The organism is Stenotrophomonas sp. YJH_SMC_48-3, assembly GCF_059369375.1.
In genome coordinates, this window is record NZ_JCAFSQ010000007.1 from 51,048 (window position 1) to 70,735 (window position 19,688).

Here is a 19,688-nt window from a genome sequence, read left to right on the forward strand (position 1 = left end):
AAGGGGTGCGCGCATGGACGGTTCGGCGCGCATCGTGTATCTAGATTTGCAGATTGGGGAGCAGTGCATGCAGAACGCGAACGACATCACCATCCGCCTGCTGATCGTCGATGACAGCGGCGAGAATGCCGAAGCCATCGTCAGCACCCTGCGCAACAGCGGCATCGCGGTGCGTCCGTGGCGCCCGCAGGATGCTGCCGAGCTGGCCCAGGTGCTGGCCAGCCAGGCCATCGACCTGGTGCTGGCCTCGCCTTCGCAGGGCATTCCGCTGCCGCTGGTGGCCCAGCATATTGCCGCCAGCGGCAAGGATATTCCGCTGGTACTGCTGGCCGAGCGCATCGACGAAGACGAACTGGTACAGGCCAGCAGCCATGGCATCCGTGCCCTCGCCCTGCGCCAGCGTTCCGAGCACCTGCTGGCCGTGGTCCGTGACCAGTGGGTGGACCTGCAGGCACGGCGTGGCCTGCGCCGCATCGAGGCGCAGATGCGTGAGACCGAGCGCCGCTGCGATGCGCTGATTGCCTCCTCGCGCGATCCCATCGCCTACGTGCATGAAGGCATGCACATCCGTGCCAACGACGCTTACCTGGAGATGTTCGGTTACGAGCATTTCGACGATATCGAAGGCATCTCGCTGCTGGACATGGTTGCCGCGCAGCACGTGGAAGGCTTCAAGCAGCTGCTGAAGGGCCTCAGCCGCGGCGAAGCGCCGCCGCCGCAGTACCAGCTCGACGCGCGCCACCAGGATGGCAGTGCGTTCCCGGCGACGATGGAATTCACCGCCGCTACCTACGAGGGCGAATCCTGCCTGCAGGTGGTGCTCCGCCGCCGCATGGAGTTCGATCCCGAGTTGGCACGCGAGGTCGAGGACCTGCGCCAGCGTGACCAGGTGACCGGCCTGCTCAACCGACCGACCTTCATGCTGCAGTTGGAAAGCGCAGTGGCCCAGGCCGGGCGCAGCGAGGGCCAGTTCGGACTGCTGCTGATCGAGCCGGACCACTATGCGCGCCTGCTGCCGGACATCGGCCTGGCCTCGGCCGATACGCTGATCGGCGCCCTCGCCGGCCTCCTGGCCGAAGTAGTTGGCGCGGACGCGCAACTGGCCCGCTTCGGCGAACACAATTTTGCCGTGTTGCAGGCCGGGCCCTACGCGCAGACCGTGGCGCTGGCCGAGCGCATCCGCGAAGCCTACGCCGCACACGTCTTCAGCATCGGCGCGCGTTCGGCCACGGTAACGGTCAGCATCGGTGGCGTGCAGGTGGGCGAGAAGATCGCCAGCATCGGCCAGGTGCTGGCACGCGCGAGCGAATGCACGCAGGCCGCCGCCGAACTGGGCAACACCTGCCGCATCTTCGACCCGGCCGCCGCCGACCGGGTCGAGGAAGAGCGCGTGCTGCGCTGGGTCGCCCGCATCCGCGAGGCGCTGGCTGGCGACGGCTTCCAGCTGCACTACCAGCCGGTGCTGAACCTGCAGGGCGAGCCACTGGAGCTTTACGAGGCCTACCTGCGCCTGGAACACAATGGCGAACTGCTGAGCCCGACCGCGTTCCTGGGCATCGCCGAAGAACACGGGCTGCTGGCCGACATCAACCGCTGGGTGGTCTCGCAGGCGATCGCGGTGCTGGGTGAACGCGCGCGTGCGGGTCATGCCACCCAGGTGCTGGTGAAGGTCACGCCGGAATCGTTCGATGACCCGCAGATGATCGCCACCCTGCGCCGCGAGCTGCAGGCGCAGGGTTTACCCGGCGAACGGCTGTGGCTGCATGCGCCGGAAGCCAAGGTGTTCACCCACCTGCGCAGTGCGCAGCAGTTCCTTGCTGAAGTGGCGCCCCTGGGCTGCCGCATCGGCCTGGAACAGTTCGGTTCCGGACTGGATTCGTTCCAGCTGCTGGCCCACTTCCAGCCACAGTTCCTCAAGCTCGACCGCGGTTTCACCAACGATCTGGCGGCCACCCGCGAGAACATCGATCGCATCAGCCAGATCACCGCACGCGCGCAGGAGGCCGGTATCCGCACCATCGCCGAGTTCGTCAGCGACGCCAATTCGATGACCCTGCTGTTCAGTGCCGGCGTGGATTACGTGCAGGGCGATTTCGTCGGCCCGGCGTTGCCGGAGATGGGGTTCGAGTTTGGGTGATGCCTCTCTGTAGAGCCGAGCCATGCTCGGCTGCGGGACTCAAGCGAAGAGCAGCCGAGCATGGCCCGGCTCTACACAAAGAGAAGGCCGGCTTTCGCCGGCCTTTTCGTTGATCAGGTCATGTCGACCAGGTTGTCGATCTTCACGTCCGGATTGACGTCGGCCTCGTAGTCGACGCCCTCCACGCCAAAACCGAACAGGCGCAGGAAGTCGGCCTTGTAACCGGCCAGGTCGCTGATTTCGTACAGGTTCTCGTTGGTCACCTGCGGCCACAGCGCGACCACCTTGCCCTGCACGTCCGCCGCCATTTCCTTGTAGTCGGCACGCAGGCGGCCTTCCTCGTCAACCAGCGCAACGGTGTGGCCATCGCCATCGACCAGATCGTGGCGCAGGCGCTCGACCGCCGTGCCATCGGCCCTGCCGCCGTAAAGGATGTCGTACAGCACGTCGAGCTGCTCGATGCAGCCTTCGTGAGTACCCTTTTCCTTCATCACCTTGAACAGCAGCGACAGGTACAGCGGCATGGTCGGAATGGCCGAGCTTGCCTGGGTCACCACGGCCTTCAGCACCGACACGCGCGCGTCGCCGCCGATTTTCGCCAGCTTCTCGCGCAGGCCCAGCACCTTGGTGTCCAGGTCCTTCTTGGCGGCGCCGATCGAGCCGTTCCAGTAAATCGCCTGGGTGATCTCTTCGCCCACGTAGGTGAAGGCCGTGGTGGTGCAGCCGTTGGCCAGCACGCCGGCATCGGCCAGCGCGTCGATCCACATCTGCCAGTCCTCGCCACCCATCACCGCAACGGTGCCGGCGATCTCTTCCGGCGTGGCAGGCTGCAGAGTGGTCTCGGTGATCACTTCCTTGTCGGTATCCAGGCCACGCAGGGTGATCGGCTCGCCGATCGGCTTCAGCGTGGAGCTGATGATCTCGCCGGTCTTGGGGTGCTTGCGGCGCGGTGCAGCCAGGCTGTACACGACCTGGTCGACCTGGCCGAGATCGGCCTTGATCATCTCGATGGTTTTCGCCTTCACCTCATCGGAGAAGGCATCGCCGTTGATGCTCTTGGCATACAGGCCGGCTTCGTCGGCGTACTTGTGGAACGCGGCCGAGTTGTACCAGCCGGCGGTACCCGGCTTGGATTCACTGCCCGGGCGTTCGAAGAAGATGCCCAGCGTTGCCGCGCCACTGCCGAACGCGGCGGTAATGCGTGCGGCCAGGCCGTAGCCGGTGGAGGCACCGATGACCAGCACGCGCCTGGGACCATTCTGGATGGGCGGACGCGCGCGGATGTAGTCGATCTGCTGCTTGACCGCGGCTTCGCAGCCAGTCGGGTGGGTAGTGACGCAGATGAAGCCGCGGACACGCGGTTTGATGACCATGGATACCTCGGGTTGGCAGATGCGGCGCACGGGGCGCTCAGCAGGAATACGGGCGCGCGCCTGTGCGCGCGAACCGCAGGATCGTAGTGTGCGGGGGCCGAATGCACAACCGACGCTGGCGTAGGGTGGGGTTTCTTTGCAGGGTTGCACCCTGCACCTGCGGTAGTGCCGGCCGCTGGCCGGCAACCTCAACAGCAAGGTCAAAAGCCGGGCTACTGAGGGATGCCGGGGTGGGTCCGGTTGCGGGGGACGCCGTTAACCCGTCCATGGGGGCTTGGCCGCGGCATCCATGCCGCGGACACCCCCGCAACCGGACCCACCCCGCCTTTGACAGTCTTCCGCGATCTGTCGGAACAGCTCTTGGGGTCAGATCCGTTTTTCGAAGGAAAACGGATCTGACCCCAGAATTGTTTCGATATCTGACAAATGTGTCGACCAAGGTCGACACCTACCCACAGCCGTGGGGATCTGTCAGAGGCGGGGCGGTGTCGGAGTGCGGGGTGTCAGCCGCATGGGCCCGAGGCATGCCTCGGGCGGGTTGGGCAGGACGCCCAACCCCGGTCTTGCCGTGCGCGCAGGACTGCGCGCACGAGCAAGCGGCTGCCAAGCCTACAGGGACGTACTTGCGGCGCCGCTGTTGCTGTTGCTGTTGCTGTTGCTGTTGCTGTTGCTGTTGCTGTTGCTGTTGCTGTTGCCTCTGCAGGTGCAGGGCTGCAAGCCCTGCCAACAAAAAACCCCGCTTGCGCGGGGTTCTCTGCGTGTTGCGTGCAGCGAGACGCTTACGGGCGACGGGCCAGGGCCTCGACGTCCTTCGCCTTCGGCAGCAGGTCCTGCTTGCTGACGCGCAGGAAACCGATCGTCAGCATCGGCACCGCCACCAGGATCGAGGACAGCACCACGATCACCGCACCGATCATGTGCGTCTCGGCCAGGCCTTCCATCGAGCTGCCACCGTACAGGTACAGGGCCAGCGCGGACAGGAAGAACATCACCGCGGTGATCACCGTACGCGACAGCGTCTGGTTGATCGAGCGGTTCAGCACTTCCATCGAGTCCACGCGCAGGCTGCGGAAGTTCTCGCGGACGCGGTCGAAGACCACGATGATGTCGTTGATCGCAAAGCCCATCACCGAGAGCAGGCCGGCCAGCACGGTCAGGTCGAACTCACGGCCCAGCAGGGACACGTAAGCCACCGTCACGATCAGGTCGAACATCGCCACGATGCTGGCGGTGACCGCGAACTTCCATTCGAAGCGCACCGCGATGTAGATCAGGAAGCCGGCCAGCATGAAGATGGTGGCGTACAGGCCATTCATCGCCAGGTCCTTGCCGATCTGCGGGCCGACGAACTCGTTGCGCAGCACGGTGGCCTGGTTGTCAGCCGTGGACAGTGCCTTCACCACGGCAGCGGCAGTGGCCTTGTCCTCGGCAGCGGCATCACCGGTGCCCGGCGCATGCTCGCCGTGCGGCGCCAGGCGGATGAGCAGATCGGTGTTGCCACCGACGCTCTGCACCTGCGCGCCTTCGAAGCCGTTCTGCTCGAGCTTGGTGCGGACCTGCTCGACGTCCACCGCCTTGTCGAAGCGGGCTTCGATCAGGGTGCCGCCGGTGAAGTCCAGTGCGTAGTTGAAGCCCTTGATGCCGATGATGGCGACCGAGGCCAGGAACACCACGATGGTGACTGCCATGGCGACATGGCGCCAGCGCATGAAGTCGATCTTGGTGTCGTTCGGGAGGATGTGCAGCGGAAACAGTTTCATGTGCGTGTCGTCCCGTCAGATGGCCACGTTCTGGAGCTTCTTGCGGCGGCCGTAGATCAGCGTCGCCAGCGCACGCGACACGGTGATCGCGGTGAACATGGAGGCGAAAATACCGATGATCATGGTCAGCGCGAAGCCCTTCAGCGGACCGGTACCGAATGCAAACAGCGCCACACCGACGATCAGGCCGGTCAGGTTGGCGTCGAGGATGGTGCCCGAAGCACGCTCGTAACCGGTCACGATCGCGGTCTTGCCCGGCACGCCGGCACGCAGCTCTTCTCGGATACGCTCGTTGATCAGCACGTTGGCGTCCACCGACAGGCCGACCGACAACGCCAGGCCGGCGAAGCCCGGCAGGGTCATGGTCGCGCCGAACAGCGACATCACCGCCACCACGATCAGCAGGTTGAACAGCATCGCCGCCGAGGTGATCACACCGAACATGCGGTAGTAGATGCTGAAGAACACCAGGGTGAACAGGAATGCGAACACGACCGCGCGCATGCCGTTCTTGACGTTCTCGGCGCCCAGGCTCGGGCCGACCACGCGCTCTTCGACGAAGTCCATCGGCGCAGCCAGCGAACCCGACTTCAGCAGCTTGGCCAGGTCCTCGGCTTCCTTCTTCTGCAGGCCGGTGGTCTGGAAGTTCTTGCCGAACACACCATTGATGTTGGCCACCGAGATCACTTCCTCGTTGACCTTGAAGCCACGCACTTCCTGGCCGTCGACGACGGTCACGGTCGGCACGCGCTCGGTGTAGACCACCGCCATCGGCTTGTTCACGTTGGCGCTGGTGAAGTCGAACATGCGCTGGCCGCCGACATTGTTCAGCGTCACGCTGACGGCCGGAGAGCCACTGTTCGGATCGGTCACCGCCTGCGCGCCGACCATCTGGTCACCGGTGACGATCACGCGCTTGTTCAGCAGCACCGGGCCCAGGCCGTCACGACGCTGGTACACCTTCGCCTCCGGCGGGATGCGGCCGGAATTGATGGCGTCCTGCGCATTGCCCTCGACCACCGCGCGGTACTCCAGGGTGGCGGTGGCGCCGATCATGCGCTTGGCTTCGGCGGTGTCCTGCACACCCGGCAGCTGCACGACCACGCGGTCCGCACCCTGCCGCTGGATGATCGGTTCGGCCACGCCCAACTGGTTCACACGGTTGCGCAGGGTGTTGATGTTCTGCTCGATGGCGCCATTGGCGATCTGGGTGATCTCGGTCTCCGGCACGGTGACCGTGATGCGGTTGCCACTGACGTCATAGCCCAGCGTCGGCTGCGCCTTCACGAGGGCGGCGCGCGCACGCTGCGCGGCGTCGTCGCCGGCGGACGGGCTCAGGTTGGCCACGATGCTGTTGTCGGCACGGCGTTCCACCGACTGGTACGGAATGCGGGCGTCGCGCAGCGTGCTGCGCACGTCTTCGGTATAGGCATCCAGGCGCTTGTCGAGGGCAGCCTTCTGGTCAACCTGCAGCACGAAGTGCACGCCGCCCTGCAGGTCCAGGCCGAGCACCATCGGGCGGCCACCGAGTTTGGCCAACCAGTCCGGCACGGTCGAGGCCAGGTTCAGGGCCACGGTGTAGTTCTCGCCGACGGTGTCACGCAGGGCGTCGCTGGCGGCGGACTGCGCCTTCAGGTCCGGCAGGCGGACGATCAGGCTTTCCCCTTCCTTCTCGGCGCCGACGGGGGTGATACCGGCCTTCTTCAGGTCGGCCAGCACACGGTCGCGCAGCGCATCATCGATCTGCCCGCCACGGTTGGCGGTGATCTGGACGGCCGGGTCCTTCTGGTAGATGTTGGGCAGCGCATACAGCGCACTGAGCGCCAGTACGATCAGGATGACGACGTACTTCCAGCGTGGAAATTCGAGCATTGCTTGGGTCCCGCGCGGCGCCATCCCCGGCGCCGCGGTTGTGCATCGGAAAGGGAGTGGCTTACTGGGCCGACTTCAGGGTACCGGCCGGCAGCACGTTGCCGACAGCGCCCTTCTGCACGCGGATGCGCACGTTGTCAGCCACTTCAATGGTGATGAAGTTGTCGCCGATGTCGGTGACGATGCCGGCGATGCCGCCGTTGGTCAGCACTTCATCGCCACGCTTGATCTTCTCCAGCATGGCCTTGTGCTCCTTCTGCCGCTTCATCTGCGGGCGGATCATCAGGAAGTACATGATGGCGATCAGGATGATCGGGAACAGCAGCGTGGTCAGGCCCATGCCCTGCGGTTGGCCGCCGGCGGCCTGGGCGTGGGCGGCGGGAATCAGGAAAGCAAGCAGGTTCATCGTTGGTCCTTTGGTTGGGCGGCGCTCCCGTCCCTTGAGGGCCGGGGGTGTCGACCGCGGATCTGGGTCAGCCTTGAAGTATGCCACGGCCCCGGGCGTTCGTCCTTGGACCGTTTGGCAGGGGGCGTCCGGGTTAGAGGGGCGGGGCCACCGCCCCGCGTGCCGCGTAGAAAGACTCACGGAAGGCCAGGAAGGTTCCCGCCTCGATGGCCGCACGGATGTCGGCCATGAGCTTTTCGTAATAGAACAGGTTGTGCAGGGTGCCCAGCATCGGCGCCAGCATCTCGTTGCAGCGGTCCAGGTGGCGCAGGTAGGAACGGGTATAGCCACCGGTGCAGGCCACGCAGCCGCAGCCCGGCTCGATCGGGTCCATGTCGCGCGCGTACTGGGAATTACGGATGCGGACGGTGCCGAACGAGGTGAAATAATGGCCGTTGCGCGCATTGCGGGTCGGCATCACGCAGTCGAACATGTCCACGCCACGTGCGACACCCTCGACCAGGTCCTCCGGCCGGCCCACACCCATCAGATAGCGCGGACGGTCGCTTGGCAGCTCCGGGTCCAGGTGGTCGAGCATGGCGTTGCGCTCGTGCTCCGGCTCGCCCACGGCCAGGCCGCCGATGGCATAGCCGTCGAAGCCGATCGCCTGCAGGGCCTCGGCCGAACGGCTGCGCAGATCGGTGTGCACGCCCCCTTGGACGATGCCGAACAGGGCCGCGTCGTTGCCGAGCTCGTCATGCGCGTTGCGGCTGCGCTGGGCCCAGCGCAGGCTCAGCTCCATCGAGCGGCGCGCCACATCCTCGGTGGCCGGATAAGGGGTGCACTCGTCGAAGATCATCACCACGTCCGAATCGAGCACCTTCTGGATCTTCATGCTCTCTTCCGGGCCCAGGAACACGCGGGCACCATCGGTGGGCGAGGCGAAGGTCACGCCCTGCTCGGTGATCTTGCGGCGGTGGGCCAGCGAGAACACCTGGAAGCCACCCGAATCGGTCAGGATCGGGCCATCCCAGCGGCAGAAGCCATGCAGGCCGCCGTGGTCGGCGATGATGTCCAGGCCCGGGCGCAGGTACAGGTGGAAGGTGTTGCCGAGGATGATCTCGGCGCCCAGCGCCCGCACCTGGTCCGGCAGGATGCCCTTGACCGAGCCATAGGTCCCCACCGGCATGAAGGCCGGCGTTTCCACCGTGCCACGCGGGAAGGTCAGGCGGCCACGGCGGGCACGGCCGTCGCGGGTCTGGAGCTGGAACTGCAATCGGGACATGGAGCGGTCATTCGGGCAAATAGTTGCCCATTGTCTCCCAAAACCGCCCTCCCTGCTCCGGTAGCGCCGGGCCATGCCCGGCGGAGCGGTTTGCCCGGGATGGCCAGGGCTACCGGATTCATCACGCATGGTGTGGATCTACCTGGGCAGTAGAGCCACGCCATGCGTGGCTTTCCTGGTCTCCAGGCACCTGCAAGTGCGCACCAACGGTGCGCACCCACCACAAGCAGGCAGAGGTCAGCGCCCTACCCCCGCCTGCGGGAACAGCAGCATCGCGTCGCCGTAGCTGAAGAAGCGGTAGCGCTGCTCGATCGCGTGCCGGTAGGCCTCGAACACCCGCTCCTTGCCGGCAAACGCGGAAATCATCATCAGCAGGGTGCTTTCCGGCAGGTGGAAGTTGGTCACCATCGCGTCGACGCTGCGGATGCGGTAGCCCGGGGTGATGAAGATCTGCGTTTCACCGGCAAACGGCAGCAGCTCGCCATCGCGCATCGCACTTTCCAGCGCGCGCACCACGGTGGTGCCGACGCCGATCACCCGGCCGCCGGCGGCGCGCGTGCGCCGCACCTGCTGCACCAGTTCGGCGCCGACGTTCAGCCACTCGCGGTGCATCACGTGGTCCTTCAGGTCATCGGCGCGCACCGGCTGGAAGGTGCCCGCCCCCACGTGCAGGGTGACGTGGCCGAAGTCCACGCCCTTCTCCTTCAGCGCGGCCAGCAGCGGTTCGTCGAAATGCAGGCCGGCGGTCGGTGCCGCCACCGCGCCCACTTCGCGCGCGAACACGGTCTGGTAGCGCTCGCGATCGTCCACGCCCGGCTCACGCTGGATGTACGGCGGCAACGGCAGGCGGCCGGCGTGCAGCAGCCACTGCTCCAGCGACTCAGGCACGTGGAACTGCAGCACGTAGAACTCGCCGTCGCGACCCAGCACCTCGGCCTCCCCACCGGCATCCAGCGCAATGCGGCTGCCGGCCTTCGGCGACTTGCTGGCGCCGACCTGGGCACGGGCCTGCTGGCCACCGAGCAGGCGCTCGATCAGGATCTCCACGCGGCCGCCGCTGGCCTTCTGCCCGAACAGGCGCGCCGGGATCACGCGGGTGTCGTTGAACACCAGCAGGTCGCCCGGCTGCAGCAGGGACGGCAGGTCGCGCACCTGCAGATCGGTGAAGGCCGCAGGTGCGGCCGGCACCAGCATCAGGCGGCTGGCGGAACGTTCGGCCAAGGGAGCCTGCGCGATCAGTTCAGCCGGCAGGTCGTAGTGGAAATCGGACTTCTTCAAGGCAGTGGGCGGCAACAGGTCGACAATGGCGCGCATTGTACGTCCAGCGTCTGCGAGCCGGCGCGCTTCGCGGCGAACGTCGCGCAAAATGCTGCTATGCAGCAGGTTTCTGCGGGGTTATCGCGCAAAAAAACAAGTGCTAGCATCGAGTTGGAAGTCCGCTGCACGAGCCTGCCCCCAAGCGCGCGTGATGACGCGCGTTTTGCTTTTGATGGCCCGTGCGACCCATTGTTTCAGGAGATCTGCAATGAGCTTCATCGAACGCCTCGCCACCCTGCGCAACCAGCCCGGCACCCGCCTCACCACTGGCCTGGACGATGCCACCCTGACCGCCCTGTCCGCCAACCACCCGCAGCTGATCGCCGCGGTGGACGCCGCCGCCGAGGAATTCGCGCGCGTGCAGGCCGACCTGGGGCCGCTGCTGGCGCAGGACGAACAGGCGCAGATCGACGCGATGCAGGATGGTTTCGTCAACTTCTACGCCGATGACGCGGTGACCCCGTACGTGGCACTGGCTGCGCGCGGCCCGTGGGTGGTCACCCTGAAGGGCGCCGTGCTGTACGACGCTGGCGGCTACGGCATGCTCGGCTTCGGGCACACCCCGGACGCCGTGTTGGAGGCAATGGCCCGCCCGCAGGTGATGGCCAACATCATGACCCCCAGCCTGTCGCAGCAGCGCTTCATCACCGCCCTGCGCGCCGAGATCGGCCATCGCCGTGGCGGCTGCCCATTCGCCCGTTTCATGTGCCTGAATTCCGGCTCCGAAGCGGTCGGCCTGGCCGCGCGCATCGCCGACGTCAACGCCAAGCTGCAGACCGACCCGGGTGCGCGCCACGCTGGCGCTGCGATCAAGCGCGTGGTGGTCAAGGGCAGCTTCCATGGCCGTACCGACCGCCCTGCCCTGTATTCCGATTCCAGCCGCAAGAGCTACATGCAGCACCTGGCCAGCTACCGTGGCGAGGATTCGGTGATCACCGTGGCGCCGTACGATGAGGCCGGCCTGCGCAAGGTGTTCGAGGACGCCGCACGCAACCAGTGGTTCATCGAGGCGGTGTTCCTGGAGCCGGTGATGGGCGAAGGCGACCCGGGCCGCTCGGTGCCGCCGTCGTTCTACGCCGTGGCCCGCGAACTGACCCGTGCGCATGGCAGCCTGCTGCTGCTCGACTCGATCCAGGCCGGCCTGCGCGCGCATGGCGTGCTCTCGGTGGTCGATTACCCGGGCTTCGAAGGCCTGGACCCGCCGGACATGGAAACCTATTCGAAGGCGCTGAACGCCGCGCAGTACCCGCTGTCGGTGCTGGCGGTGACCGAGCATGCCGCGCAGCTGTACCGCAAGGGCATCTACGGCAACACCATGACCAGCAACCCGCGTGCGCTGGACGTGGCCTGCGCCACGCTGGCCCAGCTGACCCCACAGGTGCGCGCCAACATCGCCGAACGTGGCGCCGAAGCCGTACGCAAGCTGGAGCAGCTGAAGAACGAGCTGGGCGGCCTGATCACCAAGGTGCAGGGTACCGGCCTGCTGTTCTCCTGCGAGCTGGCGCCGCAGTTCAAGTGCTACGGCGCCAATTCCACCGAAGAATGGCTGCGCCAGCACGGCATCAACGTGATCCACGGTGGCGAGAACTCGCTGCGCTTCACCCCGCACTTCGGCATGGACAGCGAGGAGCTGGACCTGCTGGTGGGGATGGTCGGCCGTGCCCTGCGTGAAGGCCCGCGCCGCGAACAGGCCGCTGCCGCGTAAGCCTGCTTGGCGTTTGTAGAGTCGAGCCATGCTCGACTCGGCCTTTGCCGCGATCTGAACGAAGAGCAGCCGAGCATGGCTCGGCTCTACAGAAGGGCTCATAATCCAAGGACACCCCGTCCCCGACCGCCCTGCGGTTGGCGACGGGGCGTTTTCGTTTCCGGCCAAGAGACAGGAAGATCCATGAAATCGATCTGTGTGTACTGTGGTTCCAACGCTGGCAGCAAGCCGGCCTACACCGAACGCGCCATTGCCCTGGGCGACCGCATTGCCCGCGACGGCCTGCGCCTGGTGTATGGCGGCGGCAACGTCGGCCTGATGGGAACCGTGGCCAATGCCGTGCTCGCCGCTGGCGGCGAGGTGACCGGCGTGATCCCGCGCCAGCTGGCCGACTGGGAAGTGGCCCACCGCGGCCTGACCGAACTGGAGATCGTCGGTTCGATGCATGAGCGCAAGTCGCGCATGTTCGATCTTGCTGACGGCTTCGTCGCCCTGCCCGGCGGCTTCGGCACCATGGAAGAGATCTTTGAAATGCTGACCTGGCGCCAGCTGGGCATCGGCAACAAGCCGTGCGCCTTCCTCGATGTGGAAGGTTTCTACGCCCCGCTGATCGGCATGATCGATCGCATGGTGGAAGAGCGCTTCCTGCACCCGGACCAGCGCCAGGACCTGTGGTACGGCTCGGACATCGAAGCGATGCTGGAGTGGATGCAGAACTACCAGCCGGCCCAGGCCTCGAAGTGGATCGACGAGAAGCGTCGCGCTGCCCTGCGTTGATGCAGCCGCACGCGGTGGGCTCAGGCCGCCGCGTGCGACCACGGGGCGGGCCGCCCCAACAGGTAGCCCTGGCCGTAGTCGCAACCCAGTTCGCGCAGGGTCTGCCGCTGCGCCTCGGTCTCGATTCCTTCGCCGATGGTTTCGATGCCCAGCGTGCGCGCCAGCGACAGCACGCCCTCGACCAGCGCGCGCGTGCTCTGCACTTCCGGCCCATGCAGGCCAGCGATGAAACTCTGGTCGATCTTCAACGTGCTGATCGGGAAACGGTGCAGGTAGGACAGCGCGGAGAAGCCCGTACCGAAATCGTCCAGCTGCACCTGGATGCCGCGCTCGCGCAGCCCCTGCAGGATGCGCAGGGTGTGCGGGGCATCATCCAGCAGCGCCACCTCGGTTATTTCCAGCCGCAGCCGCTGCGGATCGGCCCCGTATGCGTCCAGCAGGCCGAACAGGCGGCCGCTGAACTCTGCAGAGCGGAAATGCCGCGGTGATACGTTGACCGATACATAGCTGTGCCCGCCTTCGGCGAGGCCAATGATCACCTGTTCGTAGATCAGCCAGTCGACCTGCTCGATCAGGCCGCTTTCCTCGCCCAGCTCCAGGAACGCGCCGGGCAGCAGCAGGCCACGGCGCTCATGCTGCCAGCGCAGCAGCGCCTCGTGGCCGACCACTTCACCGTCGGACAAGCGCACGATCGGCTGGTAGAACGGTACGAAATCGCGGTTGTTGATCGCACGGCGCAGGTCGGCTTCCAGGTCCAGGCTGCGCATGGCTTCTTCGCGCATGTCCTCGTCGAAAATCGCACAGCGGTCATGGCCCTGCGCCTTGGCCCGGTACATGGCCGCATCCGCATCGCGCAGCAGCTCTTCTCCGGTGCGGTAGCGCGGATTCCAGAGGGCAATGCCCAGGCTGCCGGACGGAAACAGTTCGCGCCCGGCGATCCACATCGATTCCTGCAACGCCAGCAGCAGCCGCTGGCCGAAATCCAGTGCCTGGGCCAGACCTTGCGGGCATTGCAGCAGCACCGCGAATTCATCACCGCCCAGCCGTGCCACCACGTCGTCGGCGCCGGCCATCGATACGATGCGCTTGGCCACTTCCTCCAGCATGCGGTCGCCGGCGGCATGCCCGATGCTGTCGTTGACCAGCTTGAAGCGATCCAGATCGAGGAACAGTACGGCGAACACCGGGCCACCCTCACGCCTGGCCAGCACCAGCGCATCCTGCAGTCGATCCAGCAGGTGCAGGCGATTGGGCAGGCCGGTCAGCGCATCGTGCATGGCCTGATGGGTGAGCCGCTGCTCGGCCCGCAGCCGCTCGCCGATCTGCCCGAGCAGCTTTTCGTTGACCTCGGCCAGCTCGCGGGTACGTTCTTCCACGCGCTTTTCCAGTTCGGCATGCGCCGAACGCAGCCGCTGCTGGTCGCGTTGACGGGCCAGGCCGGTACCGATGTTCTGCGCGACGAAGGTCAGCAGGCGCTGGTCGTGAACGCTGAACGTGCTGTTCTCGCTGTAGCTCTGCACCACGATCGCGCCGACCACTTCGTCGTCGCGCAGCAGCGGCACGCCCAGCCAGCAGTGCGAACGTGCACCGGATTCACGCACCTCGCCACTGGCCAGCAGCGCATCGATCTGCGCGCGCGAGGCCAGCAGCGGGCGCCGGTTGCGCACCACGTATTCGGTCAGGCCCCGGCTGAAGGGCCGTGGCGCGCGGCTGGCATTGTGCTCGTCCACCGAATACACGAAATCCAGGCCGTTGCCGGCCGGGTTGACCAGGGCGATGTAGAAATTGCGCGCGTCGAGCAGGCGCCCGACCACGCCGTGCACCTGCCCGTAGAACTGAGCCAGGCTGTCGGCCGACATCGCCATTTCGGCGATGTTGTACAGGGCGGTCTGCAGCTGTTCGGCACGACGACGCTCGGCTACCTCGTCCTGCAGGCTGTGGTTGGCCCGCTGCAGTTCCTGGGTGCGCCGCGCCACCTGCTGTTCCAACCGGACCTGCGCCTGGCGCCGATCCATCGCGGTCTGCACGTGCTGGGCGACGAAGCCCAGCAGTGCGCGCTCGGCCTCGCCGTAGCGGGCGGCCTGTTCATAGCTCTGAACCACGATGGCCCCGCAGACGCGGCCGTCGCGCAGCATCGGCACGCCCAGCCAGTCCAGGCTTTCGGGACCGCGCTGCGGGTCATGCTCCTGTTCCATCACCTGCGCCAGCAGTTTGCGCGAAGGGCCACTGAGCGGCTTGCCATGGCGCAGCAGCGCCACGGTCAGGCTGCGCGACATCTCGCTGGCGTCATGGCTCTGCGTGGGATCGGCGACGAAGTCATCGACCTGATCGGCGAAGTACAGGAACCGGATCTGGTCGCGCACATCGTCGTATTCGACGATGTAGCAGTTCTCGGCATACATCAGCGTGCCCAGCACGCCATGCACGTGGCGCAGCATCTCGGGCATTTCAAGGTCGGCACCGGCCAGGTCTGCAATCTGGAACAGGGCCTGCTGCAACCGCTCGGCCTCTTCCAGTGCCTTGATCTGGCCGGCCTGGCGGCCGCGCTGCAGCGCCAGCTCCATCGCCTGCCGGGCAACGCCCCACCATGCCGGCGAAGGCACTGCGCCTTCGACCGACAACAGCAGGCGCGCACCATCATGTTCCCAGCCGTGCTGGCCATCGCCCGCGCCGGGTGCCGCCGCATCACCTCCGGCAGCCGCTGTCGGCCAGCCCCCCTGGCCACGACCGAGCTGCGGGTCGTCCCAGCCGACGCGGACCACGGCCGTTTCCGGCAAAAGCGCATGCAACGCGCGCACCAGCGCCGTGCTCAGCACGGCCTCGTGTGGTGACTCTTCCGCCGGTTCAGCATGCGTGGACAAATGACAATCTCTTGGCGCCGTCTGTGCGTCGCCTCCCCTGAGCCGCCGAGCATAGCGCGCCACCCGGGGGGCAATGGAAGCCCGTAAACCCCGAATCGTGCACCCGTACGTTTTTCCTGCTGTCCGTAGCCCCATCCGAGCCATGACCCTCGCCCTGCCCGCCCCCGCCACCGGCTATGCGCCATCGCCCGCAGGCCTTACCCTGTACGCCGTGGAAGCCAGCGCACTGCCAACCGATGAAGCCTTGATGCTGGCCTGGGCCGGTGGCGACCTGCGCGCCTTCGAAAGCCTGTATGCGCGCCACCGCAAGCGCCTGTTCGGCTTCCTGCTGCGGCAACTGCGCGACAACGCGCTGGCCGAGGAGATCTTCCAGGACGTCTGGCAGCGGGTGATCAGCGCCCGCGCCGGCTGGCAGCCCGAGGCCGCGTTCAGCACCTGGCTGTTCCGCATCGCCCACAACCGCCTGAATGACCATTGGCGTGCCGCCCGTCATCGCCCCGCCGCGCCGGCCGACGCCGACCTGCGCCTGGCCGCGATCGAGGATGGGCAGACCCCGGAGGGCGAGCTATCCGAATTCGAGCAACGTCGCCGCATCCAGCTGGCGATGGAACAACTGCCGCCGGAGCAGCGCGAAGTGCTGCAGCTGCGGCTGGATCAGGAACTGAGCCTGGAGGAGATCGGCCAGATCACCGGCGTAGGCCGGGAAACCGTGAAATCGCGGCTGCGCTATGCGATGGACAAGCTGCGTGCGGGATTGAACGCATGAACCGAGACGAACCACTGACGCCGGAAGAACGCGAGCTGTCCCGGCTGCTCGGCCGTCGCGCCGAACAGGCACCGCCGGCTGCACTGGACACCGCCATTCTGGCCGCGGCCCGTGCCGCCGTGGATGCTCCGCCTGCCGATGCAGTGGCCTCTCCGGAGGCGCCGCGCACGCAGCGCACACGCCCGCGTTGGCCGGCCGTGTTCGGCATCGCCGCCTCGATGGTGTTCGCCATCGGCATCGCCTGGCAGCTGCGTCCGGAACCGCCGCCGATTCCGGCCGGTGAGGCGGCCGTGGCTGCGGCACCGGCTGCGGCAGAAGACAGCGCGGCTGCCGATCAGGCCGCTGGCAACCGCGCAGCCGACAGCGCGGTGGTGGCAGCGGATCCTGCTACTGCGCCCGCAGCACCCGAGGCGGCCCCCGTTGCCGCCGCCCCGGCACCGGCCATCGCGCGGGCGTCCAAGCCCGTTCCGGCCGAACCCGATGAAGCGTCGGCCCAGGCAGCACGATCGATGGCTGCGGATGCGGCCGCCGATGTCTCCTTTGCGGCCCTCCCGCCCGCACCGGCAGCGGCGCCGCCTGCGCCACCTGCGCCACCGGCACCGGCCGCCTACCCGGCACCCACACCGGCACCGGCCCTCGCGCCGGCAGCGTCCGGGGCACTGAAAGCACGCGCGGCCAGCGCACCGGCCGCCAATGCAGCCGAGGTCGAGCGGGCGCAGGCGCTGGATCGGGTGGAGATCACCTCGATGAAGCGTGAGGCTCCCAGCCGTTCCGCACCGGGCATCATGCGCCGCGGCAGCGATGCGCGCCTGAGCGCGGATGCCGTGCAGGCCGAAGTGGACGCCGACGCACGACTGCCGCGCCGGCAGTGGCTGCAGAAAATCCGCACACGACGCGACGACGGCCAGCGCGATCTGGCCCGTGCCAGCCTGGAGCGCTACATGCAGCAGTACCCGGAAGCGCGCCTGCCGCGCGACCTGCGGCCGCTGCTGGACGATTGAAGCGGACGGGAACACCCGGCAACCCCGTAGAATGACGGGAATGCTCGATACCCTCGCCCAGCCGGTCAGCCACACGCTGGAAGTCAAACACAGCCGTTTCATCGCCCAGGCCGCGCCCATCGACGGCGCCGCAGCGGCCATGGCGTTCCTGCAGCAGGTCGCGGTGACCGATGCCACCCACAACTGCTGGGCCTACCGGCACGGCCAGGACTATCGTTCCAGCGACGATGGCGAGCCGGCCGGCACGGCTGGACGTCCGATCCTGGCGGCAATCGACGGGCAGGGCTTCGACCGGGTGATGGTGGTGGTGACGCGCTGGTTCGGCGGCATCAAACTCGGCGCCGGTGGCCTGGTACGCGCCTACGGTGGCGCCGCCGCCGAGTGCCTGCGCACCGCCCCGCGCCTGCCGCTGGTGGCGCTGGCCCGGTTGCAGCTGCTGGCTGGCTTTGAGGACCTCGGCACCCTGCACGCCACCCTGCCCGCCTTCAGCGCGGAAAAGCGCGATGAACAGTTCGATGCCAACGGTGTGTGCCTGCGGATCGAACTGCCTGCCGATCAGGTCGACGCATTGAAAATCCGCCTGCGCGACGCCACCCGTGACCGTATCCGCATAGAAGACGACCAGGATGACTGACAAGGACGACGCCCCCGCTTCGACCCCGCCGCTGCGGCGCCTCGGCAGCCTGCGCACGCTGTGGCCATTCGTACGCCGCCACAGCGGGCTGTTCACCGCCTGGCTGCTGGCCCTGGCGGTGTCTTCGGCCGCCACGCTGAGCCTGCCTCCGGCGGTGAAGCAGATGATCGATCATGGTTTCAGCAGCGGCGGCCAGATCAACCGTGCGTTCGCCCTGCTGATGCTGGTGGCGGTAGTGATGGCGTTGGGCACGGCCGCGCGCTTCTACTTCGTGTCGCTGCTTGGCGAGAAAGTCGTGGCCGACCTGCGCAGCCAGCTGTATGCCCACCTGATCCAGCTGGGCGCCGGCTTCCACGACCGCAGCCGCAGCGGAGAGCTGGTTTCGCGCCTGACCGCAGACACCGAACTGCTGCGCAGCGTGGTCGGCTCGACCATGTCGGTGGCTCTGCGCAGCACGGTCACTGTCATCGGCAGCCTGGCGATGCTGTTTGTGACCAGTCCCCGGCTGGCGGCGTGGTCGCTGCTTGGCATCCCACTGGCGGTGCTGCCCATCATCATCGGCGCACGCAAGCTGCGCACCGTCGCACGCAACAGCCAGGACCGCATCGCCGACGCCAACAGCCTGGCCAGTGAGACGCTGGGAGCGGTGCGCACGGTACAGGCACATGCGCGCGAACCCTATGAACGCGGACGCTTTGACAAGGCACTCGGTGATGCCATCGGTGCCGCTCGGCGCCGCATCGGCGCGCAGTCGCTGGTCACCGCCAGCGCCATCCTGCTGGTGTTCGGCGCCATCGTCGGCGTGTTGTGGCTGGGCGCGCACGACGTCATCGACGGCCGCCTCAGCGCCGGCACGCTGGGTCAGTTCGTGCTGTATGCATTGATCGGCGGCGGTTCGGTGGGCGCGCTGGCCGAAGTATGGAATGAGCTGCAGCGCGCCGCCGGCGGCATGGGCCGCATCGGCGAGCTGCTGCAGGAAGACATCGAGATCCGCGCGCCGGCCCAGCCGCACGCGTTGCCGCAACCGCTGCGTGGCGAGATACGATTCGACGACGTGGTGTTCCACTACCCGCAGCGACCAGACCAGGCCGCACTGGACCACTTCAACCTGCATGTGCGCCCCGGCGAGACCGTAGCGCTGGTGGGTCCGTCAGGGGCGGGCAAGAGCACGGTGCTTTCGATGCTGCTGCGCTTCCATGACCCAGCCAGCGGCCACATCGACGTGGACGGCATCGACGTTCGCCAGGTCGACCCGGCCGAGCTGCGCGCGCAGCTGGCGCTGGTGCCGCAGCAGCCGACGCTGTTCGCGGCCAGTGCACGCGACAACATCCGCTATGGCCGCCTGCAGGCCAGCGACGCGGAAGTCGAGGATGCCGCGCGTGCCGCCGAGGCCGATGCTTTCCTGCGCGCGTTGCCGCAGGGCTATGACAGCGAGCTGGGTGAGCGCGGTGCCCGCCTTTCCGGTGGCCAGCAGCAGCGTGTGGCGATTGCCCGCGCGCTGCTGAAGGATGCGCCGATCCTGCTGCTGGATGAAGCCACCAGCGCGCTGGATGCACAGAGCGAACACAGCGTGCAGCAGGCATTGGAACGGTTGATGGCGGGTCGCACCACGCTGGTCATCGCCCACCGCCTGGCCACCGTGCTCAAGGCCGACCGCATCGTGGTGATGGACCAGGGCCGCATCGTCGCCGAGGGCACGCATGCACAGCTGCTGGCCGAAGACGGACTGTACGCTGAACTGGCACGCCTGCAGTTCATCGATTGATGACATCCGGCTAACATCGGCGCGGCCAAGCTGGCCGCGCAACAGCAGCA

At 67.0% G+C, this 19,688-nt stretch carries 14 protein-coding genes; 7 read left to right on the top strand and 7 right to left on the bottom strand.

What is annotated here, in order from left to right:
- The first annotated feature begins 67 nt into the window (after window positions 1-67).
- Window positions 68-2,137: an EAL domain-containing response regulator gene (locus AC5P65_RS12375; RefSeq protein WP_478419492.1), complete on the top strand. Its 2,070-nt coding sequence runs from the start codon at window positions 68-70 to the stop codon at window positions 2,135-2,137.
- A 113-nt stretch (window positions 2,138-2,250) separates the two neighbouring features.
- Here the strand turns inward: AC5P65_RS12375 and fabV are convergent, their stop codons facing one another.
- From fabV to queA, 6 genes are all read right to left on the bottom strand, one after another.
- A complete protein-coding gene (fabV, locus tag AC5P65_RS12380; RefSeq protein ID WP_495215600.1) occupies window positions 2,251-3,510 on the bottom strand; it encodes an enoyl-ACP reductase FabV in 1,260 nt (419 codons plus the stop codon).
- A 779-nt stretch (window positions 3,511-4,289) separates the two neighbouring features.
- Entirely contained in the window at window positions 4,290-5,270 is a 981-nt protein-coding gene (gene secF, locus AC5P65_RS12385; RefSeq protein ID WP_021202635.1) for a protein translocase subunit SecF, read from the bottom strand.
- Between the two features lie 15 nt (window positions 5,271-5,285).
- On the bottom strand, window positions 5,286-7,142 hold the full coding sequence (gene secD / locus AC5P65_RS12390) for a protein translocase subunit SecD (RefSeq protein ID WP_019661260.1): 1,857 nt from the start codon (window positions 7,140-7,142) through the stop codon (window positions 5,286-5,288).
- A gap of 61 nt (window positions 7,143-7,203) precedes the next feature.
- A complete protein-coding gene (gene yajC / locus AC5P65_RS12395; protein WP_006434333.1) occupies window positions 7,204-7,548 on the bottom strand; it encodes a preprotein translocase subunit YajC in 345 nt (114 codons plus the stop codon).
- Between the two features lie 133 nt (window positions 7,549-7,681).
- Window positions 7,682-8,812 carry a tRNA guanosine(34) transglycosylase Tgt gene (tgt, locus tag AC5P65_RS12400; protein ID WP_005409256.1) on the bottom strand — a complete coding sequence of 377 codons (1,131 nt, stop codon included), beginning with the start codon at window positions 8,810-8,812 and terminating at the stop codon, window positions 7,682-7,684.
- Window positions 8,813-9,049: 237 nt separating this feature from the next.
- Window positions 9,050-10,126, bottom strand: coding sequence for a tRNA preQ1(34) S-adenosylmethionine ribosyltransferase-isomerase QueA (queA, locus tag AC5P65_RS12405; RefSeq protein WP_111104032.1), 1,077 nt, complete (start codon window positions 10,124-10,126; stop codon window positions 9,050-9,052).
- 211 nt (window positions 10,127-10,337) lie between these two features.
- On the opposite strand from queA, the gene AC5P65_RS12410 reads away from it, so the two are divergent.
- Window positions 10,338-11,834, top strand: coding sequence for an aminotransferase class III-fold pyridoxal phosphate-dependent enzyme (locus tag AC5P65_RS12410; protein ID WP_111104026.1), 1,497 nt, complete (start codon window positions 10,338-10,340; stop codon window positions 11,832-11,834).
- Between the two features lie 183 nt (window positions 11,835-12,017).
- Complete coding sequence (locus tag AC5P65_RS12415) at window positions 12,018-12,611, top strand: LOG family protein (RefSeq protein ID WP_019661256.1); 594 nt, start codon at window positions 12,018-12,020, stop codon at window positions 12,609-12,611.
- A gap of 20 nt (window positions 12,612-12,631) precedes the next feature.
- On the opposite strand, the gene AC5P65_RS12420 is transcribed toward AC5P65_RS12415, so the two are convergent.
- On the bottom strand, window positions 12,632-15,472 hold the full coding sequence (locus AC5P65_RS12420) for a bifunctional diguanylate cyclase/phosphodiesterase (RefSeq protein WP_495215601.1): 2,841 nt from the start codon (window positions 15,470-15,472) through the stop codon (window positions 12,632-12,634).
- A gap of 247 nt (window positions 15,473-15,719) precedes the next feature.
- Between AC5P65_RS12420 and AC5P65_RS12425 the strand changes: the two genes are divergently transcribed.
- From AC5P65_RS12425 to AC5P65_RS12440, 4 genes are read left to right on the top strand one after another with little or no spacing between them, the layout of a single operon-like run.
- Entirely contained in the window at window positions 15,720-16,238 is a 519-nt protein-coding gene (locus AC5P65_RS12425) for an RNA polymerase sigma factor (RefSeq protein WP_229301621.1), read from the top strand.
- Window positions 16,235-17,239, top strand: coding sequence for a hypothetical protein (locus AC5P65_RS12430; protein ID WP_180832330.1), 1,005 nt, complete (start codon window positions 16,235-16,237; stop codon window positions 17,237-17,239). The genes AC5P65_RS12425 and AC5P65_RS12430 overlap by 4 nt, the downstream gene beginning before the upstream one ends.
- 40 nt (window positions 17,240-17,279) lie before the next feature.
- The gene (locus AC5P65_RS12435) at window positions 17,280-17,873 is read left to right on the top strand and encodes an IMPACT family protein (protein ID WP_021202638.1); all 594 of its coding nucleotides are present in this window, start codon (window positions 17,280-17,282) and stop codon (window positions 17,871-17,873) included.
- The gene (locus tag AC5P65_RS12440) at window positions 17,866-19,638 is read left to right on the top strand and encodes an ABC transporter transmembrane domain-containing protein (protein WP_021202639.1); all 1,773 of its coding nucleotides are present in this window, start codon (window positions 17,866-17,868) and stop codon (window positions 19,636-19,638) included. Before AC5P65_RS12435 ends, AC5P65_RS12440 begins: the two co-directional genes overlap by 8 nt.
- Window positions 19,639-19,688: the final 50 nt, after the last annotated feature.

Bases quoted from the DNA above. Each gene is read 5' to 3' on its own strand.
- AC5P65_RS12375 (WP_478419492.1), top strand. From the start codon at position 68: ATGCAGAACGCGAACGACATCACCATCCGCCTGCTGATCGTCGATGAC.
- fabV (WP_495215600.1), bottom strand. From the start codon at position 3,510: ATGGTCATCAAACCGCGTGTCCGCGGCTTCATCTGCGTCACTACCCAC.
- secF (WP_021202635.1), bottom strand. From the start codon at position 5,270: ATGAAACTGTTTCCGCTGCACATCCTCCCGAACGACACCAAGATCGAC.
- secD (WP_019661260.1), bottom strand. From the start codon at position 7,142: ATGCTCGAATTTCCACGCTGGAAGTACGTCGTCATCCTGATCGTACTG.
- yajC (WP_006434333.1), bottom strand. From the start codon at position 7,548: ATGAACCTGCTTGCTTTCCTGATTCCCGCCGCCCACGCCCAGGCCGCC.
- tgt (WP_005409256.1), bottom strand. From the start codon at position 8,812: ATGTCCCGATTGCAGTTCCAGCTCCAGACCCGCGACGGCCGTGCCCGC.
- queA (WP_111104032.1), bottom strand. From the start codon at position 10,126: ATGCGCGCCATTGTCGACCTGTTGCCGCCCACTGCCTTGAAGAAGTCC.
- AC5P65_RS12410 (WP_111104026.1), top strand. From the start codon at position 10,338: ATGAGCTTCATCGAACGCCTCGCCACCCTGCGCAACCAGCCCGGCACC.
- AC5P65_RS12415 (WP_019661256.1), top strand. From the start codon at position 12,018: ATGAAATCGATCTGTGTGTACTGTGGTTCCAACGCTGGCAGCAAGCCG.
- AC5P65_RS12425 (WP_229301621.1), top strand. From the start codon at position 15,720: ATGCTGGCCTGGGCCGGTGGCGACCTGCGCGCCTTCGAAAGCCTGTAT.
- AC5P65_RS12430 (WP_180832330.1), top strand. From the start codon at position 16,235: ATGAACCGAGACGAACCACTGACGCCGGAAGAACGCGAGCTGTCCCGG.
- AC5P65_RS12435 (WP_021202638.1), top strand. From the start codon at position 17,280: ATGCTCGATACCCTCGCCCAGCCGGTCAGCCACACGCTGGAAGTCAAA.
- AC5P65_RS12440 (WP_021202639.1), top strand. From the start codon at position 17,866: ATGACTGACAAGGACGACGCCCCCGCTTCGACCCCGCCGCTGCGGCGC.